Source organism: Nitrospira sp. MA-1 (assembly GCA_032139905.1).
Lineage (GTDB): Bacteria > Nitrospirota > Nitrospiria > Nitrospirales > UBA8639 > Nitrospira_E.
The window spans coordinates 1,286,798-1,301,288 of the sequence record JAQJDB010000007.1; the positions used below are offsets into that span (position 1 = coordinate 1,286,798).

The 14,491-nt window shown below is 50.3% G+C and carries 10 protein-coding genes; 7 read left to right on the forward strand and 3 right to left on the reverse strand.

Translation table 11 applies throughout. The features are described from left to right. The first annotated feature begins 54 nt into the window (after positions 1 to 54). Entirely contained in the window at positions 55 to 2,259 is a 2,205-nt protein-coding gene (glgB, locus tag PJI16_18665; protein MDT3779591.1) for a 1,4-alpha-glucan branching protein GlgB, read from the forward strand. 157 nt (positions 2,260 to 2,416) lie between these two features. Here the strand turns inward: glgB and treZ are convergent, their stop codons facing one another. Continuing rightward, entirely contained in the window at positions 2,417 to 4,294 is a 1,878-nt protein-coding gene (gene treZ / locus PJI16_18670) for a malto-oligosyltrehalose trehalohydrolase (protein MDT3779592.1), read from the reverse strand. A 201-nt stretch (positions 4,295 to 4,495) separates the two neighbouring features. Here treZ and glgX point away from each other — a divergent pair, with 201 nt between their 5' ends. Continuing rightward, positions 4,496 to 6,631 carry a glycogen debranching protein GlgX gene (glgX, locus tag PJI16_18675; GenBank protein MDT3779593.1) on the forward strand — a complete coding sequence of 712 codons (2,136 nt, stop codon included), beginning with the start codon at positions 4,496 to 4,498 and terminating at the stop codon, positions 6,629 to 6,631. A gap of 152 nt (positions 6,632 to 6,783) precedes the next feature. Here the strand turns inward: glgX and PJI16_18680 are convergent, their stop codons facing one another. Together PJI16_18680 and PJI16_18685 are read right to left on the reverse strand one after the other, a co-directional pair. After that, positions 6,784 to 7,011: a YtxH domain-containing protein gene (locus PJI16_18680; GenBank protein ID MDT3779594.1), complete on the reverse strand. Its 228-nt coding sequence runs from the start codon at positions 7,009 to 7,011 to the stop codon at positions 6,784 to 6,786. A gap of 77 nt (positions 7,012 to 7,088) precedes the next feature. Continuing rightward, positions 7,089 to 7,421 carry a DUF2934 domain-containing protein gene (locus PJI16_18685; GenBank protein MDT3779595.1) on the reverse strand — a complete coding sequence of 111 codons (333 nt, stop codon included), beginning with the start codon at positions 7,419 to 7,421 and terminating at the stop codon, positions 7,089 to 7,091. A 531-nt stretch (positions 7,422 to 7,952) separates the two neighbouring features. On the opposite strand from PJI16_18685, the gene malQ reads away from it, so the two are divergent. From malQ to PJI16_18710, 5 genes are all read left to right on the forward strand, one after another. Beyond that, positions 7,953 to 10,187, forward strand: a complete 2,235-nt coding sequence (gene malQ / locus PJI16_18690; GenBank protein MDT3779596.1) for a 4-alpha-glucanotransferase — start codon at positions 7,953 to 7,955, stop codon at positions 10,185 to 10,187. A gap of 205 nt (positions 10,188 to 10,392) precedes the next feature. Continuing rightward, a complete protein-coding gene (locus PJI16_18695; GenBank protein MDT3779597.1) occupies positions 10,393 to 11,241 on the forward strand; it encodes a mechanosensitive ion channel in 849 nt (282 codons plus the stop codon). Positions 11,242 to 11,244: 3 nt separating this feature from the next. Beyond that, a complete protein-coding gene (locus PJI16_18700) occupies positions 11,245 to 12,081 on the forward strand; it encodes a CBS domain-containing protein (protein MDT3779598.1) in 837 nt (278 codons plus the stop codon). Beyond that, positions 12,078 to 13,412, forward strand: a complete 1,335-nt coding sequence (gene mgtE, locus PJI16_18705; protein ID MDT3779599.1) for a magnesium transporter — start codon at positions 12,078 to 12,080, stop codon at positions 13,410 to 13,412. The genes PJI16_18700 and mgtE overlap by 4 nt, the downstream gene beginning before the upstream one ends. Positions 13,413 to 13,582: 170 nt before the next feature. Beyond that, positions 13,583 to 14,350: a CBS domain-containing protein gene (locus PJI16_18710; GenBank protein MDT3779600.1), complete on the forward strand. Its 768-nt coding sequence runs from the start codon at positions 13,583 to 13,585 to the stop codon at positions 14,348 to 14,350. Positions 14,351 to 14,491: the final 141 nt, after the last annotated feature.

Consider the following 14,491-nt stretch of genomic DNA (forward strand, 5'->3'; position numbering starts at 1 on the left):
TCCCTTTTGGTATGTTAGGATATTGTTAATTAACACAGAAAGGACTCATTGGCAATGCCAATACTCTCAAATCGTTTTCAACGACTGGTTTCTGCCAACGAATGGAATCCGTTTTCGGTATTAGGTCCTCATAAGGACGATTCGACGGATTCTTCTGATATCTGCATCAGGGCATTTCTGCCTGAGGCTTCCGAAGTGGTGGTCCTTCATGGGAAAAATGAGAGCACCCCTATTCCCATGAAGCTCGTCCACCCTGATGGAGTTTTTGAGGCTAGGTGGAACGGTCATCCACTTGGCACGGATTATCAATTCCGCATTGTCGATCGTCAGGGGAAAGCCAGCCAACGCCATGACCCCTATGCGTTTCCCCCGCTCATCTCAGATTTTGACTTACATTTGTTCGGTGAGGGCAAACTCTATAAAGCTTATGAACAGCTTGGGGCGCAAGTCTGCATCCATCAGGGAATTCAAGGGGTGAATTTTGCTGTGTGGGCTCCAAATGCTAAGCGAGTGAGCGTGGTCGGAGACTTCAATGAATGGGATGGCCGTCGGCATCCGATGAGGGGTCGGGGAGGGGGAGGAATCTGGGAGTTATTTATTCCGGATATGAATGATGGTGCGGTCTATAAGTTCGAAATTTTACCGCAAAATGGTGATGGGCCGTTTTTGAAAGCCGACCCGTATGCCTCTTCCGCTGAACTGCGACCAAAAACGGCCTCTGTTGTTCGTGATCTTTCGGAGTATGAATGGCGGGACGGGCAGTGGATGACCGCCAGGCAAACCTGTAATCCCCTCACTCAGCCTTGGTCCATCTATGAGGTGCATTTGGGATCATGGAAACGTGTTCCAGAGGAAGGATCCCGATGGTTGACCTACTCCGAATTAGCTCAAAACCTCATTCCGTATGTGAAGGACATGGGGTTTACCCACATTGAGTTGATGCCGGTGACCGAACACCCGTTTGACGGGTCCTGGGGGTATCAAGCCACCGGGTATTTTGCACCAACAAGCCGGTTTGGCACTCCTATGGACTTTATGGCATTTGTGGATGCCTGTCATCAGGCGGGCATTGGGGTTCTGATGGATTGGGCTCCGGCGCATTTTCCCGAAGATCCCCACGGGTTGGCCTGGTTTGATGGGACAAATTTATATGACCATTCCGACCCGAGGCTGGGATTTCATCCAGAATGGAATAGCCGGATCTTTAATTACGGCCGGACTGAAGTCAAAAACTTTCTGATCAATAGCGCACTGAGTTGGTTCGACCGGTACCACATCGATGGTCTTCGTGTGGATGCTGTCGCGTCGATGCTGTATCTCGATTATGCGAGAAAATCCGGTGAATGGATTCCCAATAAATTCGGGGGCAGAGAAAATCTGGAAGCGGTGGAATTTTTGAAAGAGCTGAACACCGTGGCTCATCAGGAACATCCGGGCATTGTGATGATTGCGGAAGAATCCACCGCATGGCCTGGGGTCTCCAGGCCGACCTATGTCGGAGGATTGGGATTTACGTTTAAATGGAATATGGGGTGGATGCACGATACCCTGGATTATTTCAGCCTGGATCCCATCTATCGGAGATATCATCAACATAACGTGACTTTCGGATTAGTCTATGCCTTTACCGAAAATTTTGTACTCCCGCTTTCTCATGATGAAGTCGTGCATGGCAAAAAATCCCTTCTGGATAAAATGCCCGGGGACGAATGGCAGCGATTTGCGAATTTGCGGGCGTTATATGGACACATGTGGGGTCATCCTGGGAAAAAAATGTTATTCATGGGTTGCGAAATCGGCCAATGGTGGGAATGGAACCATGATGATAGCCTGCAATGGCATTTGCTTGAGTACGATCCGCACCGGGGTCTTCAGCGGTACGTCGCTGATCTCAATCGATTATATGCCTCACAACCTGCACTCCATCAGGTCGACTATGATTGGACAGGTTTTCAGTGGATTGATCTTCATGACAGTGATAATTCGACCCTCACGTACTTCAGGCGCGCCGAAGATCCTTCCGATATTGTGGTCTGTGCCCTGAATCTTACCCCAGTTCCTCGAGAAAGCTATCGAATGGGCGTGCCGACCCCCGGATATTATCGAGAGCTTTTGAACAGTGATTCAGAGGCATACGGTGGGAGCAATATGGGGAATGGTGGTGGGGTCCAATCCGAAGACATGCCTTGGCATGGGCAACCATTTTCCGTGCTCATCACGATTCCACCCTTAGCAGCGGTCTTTTTTAAGCCTGTCTAGATTCCCAAGATCTCGGTAAGAAGTATGTCCTTCTTCTTACTTGAGTAAATTAGGTTTGTGAGTCCACAACGATCTCCATTCTTCACTGGACGTACTTTAATGGTAGAGATGCGTACTCTTCATTCTCATGCTCGTCATTAATGGTTTTGGGCTGAATCTAATCAGCTTTCAGAAAAACCCAGGCCGGATAGGGAGGAAGCTTGAGAGAGACCTGTTCCACAGTCTGAATGTTAAGGTTGGAGGGAGCCAGAAGTTCTTCCTGATCGCCAGCGGCGAAGGATCCACTATCAAGTCGGGATTCCCAATTCCCTTTTGGAAGCTTGACTAACGCTAATGATGCCTTGGGGTGAAACCCTAGAAGCATGAGTGCGTCAGGTCCCTGTTTGGCACGGCGATGAATGATCAGCAACTGACTTTTCGCATGGGACCCAATCTGGATTCTATGGCCTTTCGCTCCGGTGCCTAATGCTGGGATAGACTTGCGCAGGTGAATCAACGCCTGGCACCACCGAGCATGGGCCTGGTGTTGGGGATTGGTCTCAAGACAGGGATGAATGGTGGAACGATCGAAGGTCTCTTGAGCATAGGGGTCGGGAATGTCCGTCCATCCGAACGCCGCGAATTCTCTTGTTCTCCCCTGTCGGACGGCTTCAATTAACGCAGGATCCCCGTGGTCAATGAAATATAAAAATGGCGCCGTTTCGCCGTATTCTTCTCCCATAAATAAGAGAGGAAGATAAGGTGAAAGCAGCACCGTGGCATTGGCGACTTTGAGGGCTTCAAAGCTCACCATGGTACTGAGGCGATCTCCTTGTGCGCGATTGCCGATTTGATCATGATTTTGGGCGCACACCACAAGTTGGGTTGGTAAACATGGCTTGAAGGAATTGCCATGTTTTCGTCGCCGATGTGGAGAATATTGTCCTGAATAGACCACGCCTTCTCGTATGGCCTTAACCAAATCTTTTAGTTGCCCAAAGTCTTCATAGTAGCCCTTACGCTCTTTTGTGAGTACGGCATGCAGGGCATGATGAAAGTCATCACTCCATTGCCCGTCCAGCCCATGCCCCCCTCGTGAGATGGGCGAAATGATGCGAACATCATTCAGATCGCTTTCGGCAATCACTTGTACCTGCCGATTGAGCCGTTGTCCCGCCGCATGGACCGCTTCACCAATATCCTGAAGAAGATGCTTGGCGCTGAAATCGAAGATCCCGTGAATCGCATCCAGGCGTAACGCATCAATGTGATACTCTTGAATCCAATAGACCGCATTGCTGATCATGAACTGTCTGACAGCGTCGCTCTCGGAGCCATCGTAGTTGAGGGCGCTCCCCCATGGAGTTTTATAGGTATCGGTAAAGTAGGGGCCAAAATCACCAAGGTAATTTCCCTCTGGACCCAGGTGGTTATAGACCACGTCCATGATCACCGCAAGACCGGCTGCATGACAGGCATTGACCAATCGCTTGAGGCCGTCGGGTCCACCATAGTTGTGCTGCGGAGCAAAGAGAAAGGTTCCGTCGTATCCCCAGTTTCTGGACCCAGGGCATTGGGCTACCGGCAAAAGTTCAATGGCGGTGATACCAATCTGGTCACGCAAATAGGGCAGACGATTGATGATGGCGTCAAAGGTCCCGTCCTTTGTAAAGGTGCCGGTATGAAGCTCGTAGAAAATGTATTGCTCCAGAGGCAGGCCACGCCAGGACGGATCCGTCCAGGAAAATGAAAGGGGATCGATTATTTCCGAGGGGCCATGCACGCCATCCGGTTGCGACCGGGAAGCCGGATCAGGACGCTCAATGGTATGATTTAATACATATTGATAGCGGGTGCCTGGAGAAATGTCTTGCACGGTGCCTTTCCAATATCCAAAGGGTTCCTGGCTGAGAGGAGTTGGTTCCTCAGCACTCCCCATGATGTGGACGGCCACCGACTGAGCCTTGGGTGCCCATACCCTGAACTCTACAGAAGAGGCGTCGATGCACGATGCGCCCAATTCTAATTGCCATCGTACGGCCTTTAATTTTTCCAAACGTGGTTCCTCCCTGCTGGTCTTTTCGATCATTTTAATTGTGGGGGAAATGCCTGCTGCTGATGGAAAGCTTAACAAATAGGCGAAGACCAGGGAACCCCGGCAGCGGCTTATTCCCTTTGCTGCATCTTAAGATATACTGTATTATCGTCCTCCGCAATTTGTCATAATCAGAAACACATTTCCAGGAGAGCAGAATCTATGAGAATTTGGCCAGGTCGATCATACCCGCTTGGTGCCACATGGGACGGGCAGGGAGTCAATTTTGCGCTGTTCTCCGAAAATGCGACTGGTGTGGATCTTTGTCTGTTTGACGATGAACTTCAGGATCGGGAAACCCATCTGATTCCTATTGAGGAACGAACGGATCAAGTCTGGCATGTATATTTACCTGAGGTGCGTCCGGGTCAACTCTATGGATACCGGGTACATGGGCCTTATGATCCTGGGGCTGGGCACCGGTTTAATCCTGCCAAGCTTCTCATCGATCCATATGCGAAGTCCTTGACGGGGGTCGTGCGATGGTCCGATTCCATGTTTGGCTACCGTCTTGGAGATCCGGCAGGTGATCTCTCCATCGACGATCGCAATAATGCGGCAAACATTCCGAAAGGGGTGGTTGTCGACCAGGCCTTTAGCTGGGGAGGCGACCAACTTCTGAATACTCCCTGGGAGCAGACCGTGATCTATGAAATCCATGTCAAGGGTATGACGATGCGGCATCCGGATGTTCCTGAATCACTGCGGGGAACCTATGCGGGTTTGGCGTCTCCGCCGATTATTGAATATTTGCAAGCGCTCGGAATTACCGCCGTGGAATTGTTGCCGGTCCAACATTTTGTGAATGATCTCTATCTGAAGGAAAAGGGCCTCACCAATTATTGGGGGTACAATTCCATTGGGTATTTTGCCCCGGACATTCGGTATTCGGCTTTCCCCGGTGGCGGAGAAAAGGTTGACGAGTTCAAGTCCATGGTCAGGAAACTTCATAGTGCCGGCATCGAGGTCATTCTCGATGTGGTCTATAACCATACAGGAGAGGGCAATCATTTCGGGCCGACCCTATCATTCCGGGGGATTGATAACGCCTCCTATTATCGCGTGTCCCCGGACAATCCACGCTATTACATGGATTACACTGGTTGTGGAAATACGCTGAATGTCCGACATCCACGGACCTTACAGCTGATCATGGACAGCTTGCGGTATTGGGTGATCGATATGCATGTGGATGGTTTCCGTTTTGATCTGGCATCCGCACTGGCACGTGAGTTACATGATGTGGATCGACTCAGTGCCTTTTTTGACATCATTCACCAGGATCCCGTGTTGTCGCAGGTGAAGCTGATCGCGGAACCTTGGGATCTGGGAGAAGGCGGCTATCAGGTAGGAAATTTTCCACCTGGATGGGCGGAGTGGAATGGAAAGTACCGCGATTCTATACGCCGGTATTGGAAGGGGGATGGTGGATTACTTGGGGAAGTCGCCAATCGTTGGTCCGGGAGCAGCGATCTTTATGGAGAAAGCGGGCGGCAACCCTATGCCAGTATCAATTTTGTGACAGCCCATGACGGATTTACCCTCCAGGATTTAGTGTCTTATGACCACAAGCATAATGAAGACAATCAGGAAGGAAATCGGGATGGGACCGATGACAATGATAGTTGGAATTGTGGTGTCGAAGGTACGACCGATGATCCCGCAATTCAGGAATTACGTGATCGACAGGTCCGGAATTTTTTCGCCACCCTGTTGTTATCTCAGGGAGTGCCGATGATCTGTGGTGGAGATGAATTGGGTCGCACACAGCAGGGCAATAACAATGCCTATTGCCAGGATAACGAGTTAAGTTGGGTGAATTGGAACCTAACGCGATCCCAACTCGGATTGCTGGACTTTGTGAAGCTGCTCATTGACATAAAAAAAACCCATCCGGTGTTTCAACGCCGGAGGTTTTTTCAAGGGCGCCGGGTAGAGGACTCAGAGGTAAAGGATATAGCCTGGTTCGGATCGCATGGAAAAGAAATGTCCCATGAAGATTGGCAGATGGGGCTTCGAACCTTGGGAATTCGGTTAGCAGGGGATGCCATTGTGGAGAAAGATAGTCAGGGGCGGCCCATTGTGGATGAGACGTTTCTCGTATTGATAAACGCCCATCATGAGGATGTGGATTTTATTCTCCCTGCTCACACCAAGTCGGTGCGGTGGGAGTTGGAGTTTGATACGGCTGTGCCTGTTGACAAGAAAAGTCCCAAACATACGAAATTGCTGAAAGGAGGCCAACCCTACCATTTAGTTTCCCGAGGGCTTGCCTTGTTTCGAACTCCGAAATCCTGACCAAAGACTCCAGTGTCACCTATCACTGGGCCTGATGGAAAAAGGATGGTGTCGAACCGAATCAGCCACCATGCCCTCATCTGGGCAGGTAGTTTTAGGACATGTCCGGAGACATGAGCGTTTTGGTGGCACAGTACCTTTGCATCAATCCGTTAGACAACAAATTTTTTGCTGCGCTCGACAATGCCAGTGACCGCTTCTTTGGCATCATCCGCAAATTCTCCGGCCCGTTCGCTGGCATCTTCCATCATGTTCTTTAACTGACGACGGGTTCGGGATCCTGACTGGGGAGCCATTAACAGACCCAGTCCCGTTCCGAGAACCACTCCGACCATTAATGAAAGTCCAGCGAGTAAGACGTATCGAGTGTCGTTATCCATGTGAGATATCCTCCATTGTTAGAATGTCAGTTAGTAATAGGTGTCTGGTTTTCAAGAAGCAATGTTTCGATTGTCCACTAAACTGGGGGGGGCTGCTGTAAAAGGATCTCACGCTCGGCTTGAAGCCAATCCTCCCAATCACTGCCATGTTGGCCTCCGCGCCGGTGATGAATTTCATAGGCGCGTTGGGCAATGCGTTCCCGCAATTCTTCGGATAGAGCCATAGAGGGACCTGGATAGGAGGTCTGGGGATCCTGGTGTTTAGTCTGAGACATCGCTGGGCCTTTGGTGGTAGCTGATGCTACAGATTTTCCGCTGGTTTTTGAGGCCGTCTTGCCTGCAGTGGGCGTTTTTTTTGTGGTTGACGTTTTCTTCTTGACTGGTTTTTCGTCTGGTGTTTTAGGGGGCATGATTCGGTTCTCAGCTCCTATACTTGTCTGAATTTAGAGGAACCCCAATATGACTCATATTATAGGTTATTGTACCGGATATAGGGCTCTTCGTCCAAGCTGCCTGGCTGGATTGAGTCATTCTGCATGGCCATTGCAGAGTTACGAAAAGAGGAAAAGGAGTTTTCCTGTGAGTGGGTGGAAATGTTCCCATGCCAAGGCCCAGGTGAGTGGTGAACGCGCAAAATTTTGATTTATGCGATCTGTTTATTTGGTAGTTAACAAAGAGGTTTGTAGAAGACACAAGATGGATCTTCCCTTACAATGGTTAAACGCAAGGAAAACATAGGTTTGTGAATGGAGAATACCCTGCCACAGGGTATGACGGGGAAACCCTTATGACCTGGGTTAGCGAATATGAATAATGCGGTGGATGCGTGGTTCGTCATCAAGCCACCTTCACTCGTCGGATGCAACCAACTGAGTATGAGGAAGGGTTGAGAGAGATTTTCTCACTAATAGCCATCAAAAAATATTTTTTGAGTAACAACGATGAATAACCATGAATTTGCCACGAAGCCGATTTGGCAGTTAGGTCAGCAGTATGGCATTGGATCCGTTTATCATGATGGATTAGGTGTTGAGCGACAGGTCACGGTGCCTCATCTCAGGAAAGTACTGGAAAGTATGGGGGTGAAGGCCTCATCGAAACAGGAAATTCATGACTCCCTTTCTCATGCGGAATCACAATCCTGGACACAGGTTATTGACCCAGTGGTGGTGCGGTATCCTTCTGATTCCCCGTTCGAATTACCTCTGTCTCTTCCTCTTGATGATATCAGTTTGGAGAAGGTATCCCTCACTGTCCAGGTGACGGATGAGAAGGGGGGCTGTCGGCACCTAACACTGCGAGGTGCCGGTGGTGAGGTGAAAGCTGAGAAGGCAATCCAAGGAGTTAAATATGTCCAGGTGCATTTCCCTCTTTCGGGAAAATTTCCGCTCGGATACTTCCGTCTGTCGGTCCGTGTGAAGTTTGATTCTAAACGAACAATTGAGGCCCACACGCTACTCATTGTGGCACCCAGGAAATGTTATCTTCCATCTTCGCCTAAGCGGCCTTGGGGAATTTCTCTGCAACTCTATGGCTTACGATCCCGAAAGAATTGGGGGATTGGAGATTTTCGAGATTTAGGGGACGTCATGAAAGTGGCAGGGGCTCGTTGGGGGGTGGCCACCATCGGGGTTAATCCTCTGCATATCCCGGCGTCAGGATTAACAAGCCCCTATTCCCCTTCCAGCCGCCTTTTCTGGAGTCCCATGTATTTGAATCTGGAAGGCGTGGACGAATGGCGGACTTCGACTGGTCTTCGCCAAAAAGCCAAGGGTGCAAAATTTCAACATACCCTCCAACAGCTTCGGGAGAGTCCACTGGTCGATTATGCAGCCGTAGGGAAATTGAAATGGACAGTCCTGGAGGAATTATTTCGAGTCTTTCGACGGCATCATCTCCAGCCTAAAACCCTCACGGCACGTGGGAGGGCGTTTACCAGATTTGTGTCCGGCTTCCACCCGCATCTGACAATGTTTTGCACGTTTCAGGTCTTGACTGAACATCTGGAAACGGTGGCTTGGCGTACCTGGCCGAAAGCCTTTCAGCATCCCCAGTCTCCTGATGTGGAAGTTTTTCAACGATCCTATGCCACTCGCGTACAATTTTATCAATATGTTCAATGGCTGTGTGAGTTGCAATTACAGCAACTTGATCATGTCGCGAAGAAACATTCGTTGTCTCTCCGGCTGTATCACGATCTACCGGTTGGCATTCATCCGGATGGAGCCGACGCCTGGGTCTTTCAAGATCAGCTTGCATCGGACATCACCGTCGGTGCGCCGCCGGACTCCTTTAATCTCAATGGACAAAGTTGGGGACTGGTCGTTCCCAATCCCGTTCGATTGCGGGAAGACGGTTATCGATTTTTTAGGGAAACCTTACGGCAAAACATGCGACATGGAGGAGTCCTCCGGATCGACCATGCTCTGGGCTTGTTTCGGATGTTCTGGGTTCCCCAAGGCGGAACAGGTAAGGATGGCGTCTATGTCAGAACCTATGTGGATGAAATTTTGGCGATCCTGGCTTTAGAAAGTGTGCGACGAAAGGTGATGGTGGTTGGGGAAGATCTTGGTGCGGTCACTCCTGCCATTCGAGAAAAATTAGATGCGGCCGGACTTCTATCCTATCGCCTGCTATTTTTTGAACGAGAGAACGGAGGAGCTATGATCCCGCCACATGCCTATCCTGAGCAGGCGCTTGTGGCCGCCACGACACATGACCTCCCTACCCTTAAAGGTTTTTGGGCTGGACAAGATATCCTCATTAGGCAGGAAGCGGGTGTATACCTCAGGAAAATGGATATCGAGCAAGATCAGCGAGGGCGTGCTGCTGATCGGAAACGGTTATGGGAGGCTTTACATCGTGAGGGCCTCTGTTCTGCCGAGGCGATGCCCTCTAGCCTTTCGGTCGACATGATTCAAGTCCTGTACCGGTATTTAGCCAGGACACCTTCCCGCCTGCTTATCGTGCAGCTTGAAGATCTGTTGGCAGAAATTGATACACCTAATCTGCCTGGAGCACCGGACTCAGTCTATCCTTCGTGGCGGGTTCGGATTGGTCGAGACTTGACTGCCTGGCTGAAAGATCCGGCCATCCTGCGTTTTGCTCGGGCTATGCAACGCGAGCGAAGGAAGGGTGGAGGTACGCATCGGATGTCCAGGGAAACGGTTTCATGAACTCTTCCCTTTTTTAAGGATGGCCAGTCAGGTTGTATACCCAATTGAATCAAATGGGGTATCTCGCCCGAATGTCAGTTGCGTGATGTCTAAGAGGGGACTATGATCAACGATTGTCAAATATTCCCATGACCATCGAATCTGGTTAGGAAAACACGGTATTTCCTCTAAGTAGGGCGATCAGGAAGAGAGGGCGATCCTTCATATGCAAGAGAAAAAACTGACGATGGCCGGATGGGTGGATGGCTTAGCCGAGGCGGTTACTGCGAGCCTGGCCCAAATAGTTGCCTATCTACCCACTTTGATTTTGGCCTGTATGTTGTTGGGTCTCGGCTATGTGCTGGCCAGGCTGGTGTCTGTCGTGGTGACCCGCTTGCTGCAATTGATGGGGTTTGACCGGTTGCTGAGTCGAACCGCCGTGCAAACCTTGTTGGAACGATCTGGAACCAAGCAGAAAAGTTCCGAAATATTAGGGATGATTGGTTTTTGGATTATTTTCCTGGTCTTTCTCATTCAAGCGTCTGACACTCTGAGTTTAACGATGGTCTCGGATGCGTTGACGAGTATTGCCTACTATATTCCCAAAGTCGGTATTGCCGTGTTGGTGCTGGTTTTGGGTTTGATCGCCGCGAACTTTGTCCGTGAATTGATTACCATGACGTGTAGCTCGGCAGGGATTACCCACGGGACGATGGTGGCCCAGGCGGTCTATGTGGCCGTGGTCCTGTTGATCGTGGTGACGGCCATTGATGCACTCGGGATTAATACAGAATTATTGAACAATACCATTGTTATCTTATTGGCGGGATTGATCGGAGGTGCAGCGTTGTCGTTTGGGTTGGGGTCACGAACTGCCGTGGCCAATCTCATTGCTGCTCATTATTTGGGATCAATGGTTCGGGTGGGCATGACCGTAAAAATCGGGGAGAACCAGGGAACCGTGGTTGCGGTGACACCCATCTCGGTCGTGTTAGAAACCAGGGATGGACGAGTCATTGTTCCTGCTACCCAGGTCACCGAATCAACAGCCGTCATCACCCATACTGAGCATTAGCCTATGGAACTCGAACATCGGCTGACTCTTGGGTATCTGCAGGCCCATCCCGTGGAAGCGGCTCGTCATTTGGAATCCCTCGATCCTCATGAATCGGCTTCGCTCCTGGAGGCCTTGCCCGGCGAAGAAATCGCTGGTGTGTTAGAGCATTGCTTGCCGGTGTCCACTGCCAAAATAATCGAAGAGCTTTCGAAAGATCTCGGAGCGGGTGTCTTAAGCGCCATGAATGCCACATCTGCTATCGGGGTTCTTCGGCAATTTGAGGAACCTGTTCGCCAGGACATATTAGACCGGTTGGATAATCCGATGGGGGCTACCCTTCGCCGTGCCTTGCGGTATTCACCCAACACGGCCGGAAGCTTAGCGGATCCTCAGGTGTTCACGCTTCCACCTGATATTGCCGTCGAGGAGGCTATAGACCGTATTCGTACCTATGGCCAGAAAGCCATGTACTATGTCTATGTCATCGATCGCGATAGCAAATTGGAAGGTGTCCTCACATTGAGGCAACTGCTCATTGATCGGTCTGATCATTTAGTCGGAACATTAATGGAGACCCAGATCACCACGTTATCAGCAGAGGCCAATCTGGAAGAAATTCTCAAACATTCTGAGTGGAGCCGGTTTCATACATTGCCGGTGGTGGATCGATGGGGAACCTTTTTTGGCGCCTTGCGATATCGAATGTTACGCAGGATTGAGAAAGATGTCGGAGGCAAGGCTCCATTGGGTTCGGTGAGTGATTCGCTCATGCAACTTTGGGAAGTGTATTCGTTAACCGGCATTCGTTTAATGACTGATGTCGCGGAAACCCTGCAAGAACGGAACAAAATAGGGTGAGGGATCTGACCACGCAGACCAGCACAAAAGTTCGGGGAAGAGGTCATCTTCTCAACGAGGCGTTTTTTCAGAACCATCATGAGGAAGCCGCACGTATTCTGGAAGGGTATCCGGTGGAGGATATTCTGCGAGTCTTGCAAGGAACCAGTCCGAAAAATGCCGCGAATCTACTTGCCTGTATCACTCCTCCCGTCGCCGCGGATACGTTGGCGATCATGCCCACCGATCTCCTGAAGCAGGTTGTGCCGCATCTTTCGCCGTCATTGGCTGCCTCCTTGTTTCAACGATTGGACGACGATTTGCAACGGGCGATTCTTTTCCGAGTCCCTGAACGGTATGCACAGGAAATCCGGTCCTATATGACTTACCCGGAGGAATCCGTCGGTCGTATTATGGATCCAAAATTTTTTGTGTTACAGGAGGAAAGCACGGTTCGGGAAGCCATGGTCCAGGTGCGGATCAGGGCGCAAAAGGATGTTCACGATGTCTATGTCATTGATCGAACTCAAAAGCTTGTGGGCCGGATTTCCGTTCGTGACTTGCTGCTGGTGGATCCCGAAGAAAAATTGCAGTCGGTCATGGTTCAGGATCTTCCCACCATTCATCCTTTGGAGTCACGTGAAGAGATTGTCGAACTCTTTGGTGAACGTCATTTTTTTACGATTCCCGTTGTGGATTTGGACAAACGGCTGTTAGGCGTTGTCCGAAACGAAGCCATTATTAAAGCCAGTCAGGAAGATGCGAGTGCGGACCTACTCACGATGGTGGGGGCGAATAAGGATGAGCGTGCGCTTTCCCCTGTATGGTTTTCTGTCCGAAAACGATTGCCGTGGTTGCAGCTCAACCTGTTAACGGCATTTGCGGCTGCCTTTGTGGTGGGAATGTTCGAAGGAACGATTGCCAAATTTACGGCCCTGGCCGTCCTGCTTCCGGTTGTCGCCGGGCAATCAGGCAATACCGGGGCTCAATCTCTCGCTGTAGTCATTCGCGGGTTGGCTTTACGGGATATCCGACCATCCCAATGGCTCCGGGTCAGTGGAAAAGAAGTCTATGTCGCATTTTTAAATGGGCTGGCCGTCTCTGCCACAGCCTGTTTCGCCGTGGGCTTATGGAGCCGGTCGCTGGGCATGGTCTTCATCATCGGATTGTCCATGATTATTTCGATGGTCATTGCCGGGTTATCCGGCGCGATCATTCCCATCGCTTTGAAGGCACTCAAACAGGATCCGGCGCAATCCTCCTCCATTGTGTTAACGACGATCACCGATGTGGTCGGGTTTTTTAGTTTCTTAGGGCTTGCCACCTTGCTTTCAAGTTTGTTGGAAACTTGATCATTGATCGGTTGGGGGCGGTGTCCGCTTCATCTCTGCTCCACCACTCCCATTCCGCCTCGGGAGGGGCTTTTCATTCCAGGAAAACTTCTGATTGCCTACTCATTAATGGTAGGGTAGTATCGTTTTTTCGCTCATTTTTATCTTAATCATTGAGGAGAGGAGGCTTTATGGAATCATCCAAGACGTCTAAAACGGATCGAGTGGGAACGTTGGATCAAGATATTTCTCGAATTCGTAAGCAGTTAGAGATCATAAAAAGATTTCTGATAGATGAGCCTTCTCCCGCATCCTTGAACGAATTTGATTCGACCACGGAAGACATTCTCGCCGATGCATTCGGAAGTTCTTCCCCGCTATTAGATACGTATGACTATGCTCAACTTGGGGAGGCAGCGGGGCTCATGAATCTTCCAGAAGGAGCGCCGGAAGGCACCACCCATCAATCCCAACGCGAAACGGTCCGGCAACGTCAGCGAGTTTTGGAAAGCGGTATTGCCGATCTTGAGGCCAGGAGGGCCTCTCTCTCACAGGAATCCAGGAAACGGAAAGGTTCCGGTCCAAACGTTGCGGACTATATGGCAAAAACTGTTCGATCTGTATCGCTTGATGCCACCTTGCAGGAAGTCGGACAATGCTTGCAAAAATGGAAAATCGGTTCCGTATTGGTTCAAAATGGGGATGAGTTCTTGGGATATATCACTGAAACAGAATTGACTCGAGAGGTTGTTGCATCCGGAACAGACCCCGTGACAACTACGGTGAAGACCTGCATGCGTGAACCGTTAGTCACCATTGAGACCAGTGATCCAATTGTGGAAGCTGTGCGCCTGATGAAAGAAAAAGCGACACGCCATCTTGCGGTCACAGAAAGTAACCGGATCGTCGGGGTCGTCTCCGTTTCGGATATTATCCGGTATTATTCCGGGGTTAAATAATCGTTGCTTGAGTAGAGACTCTCCCTCGCCTTCTAACCTCTGGTTGCGATGCTCTCCTATTCGGGGAAACACATGCTTTTTTGCCGTCGTGTTCCTTGAGGAGGGCGTCACCCTCATTTGAAAAAATCTTCGATCCGCTCA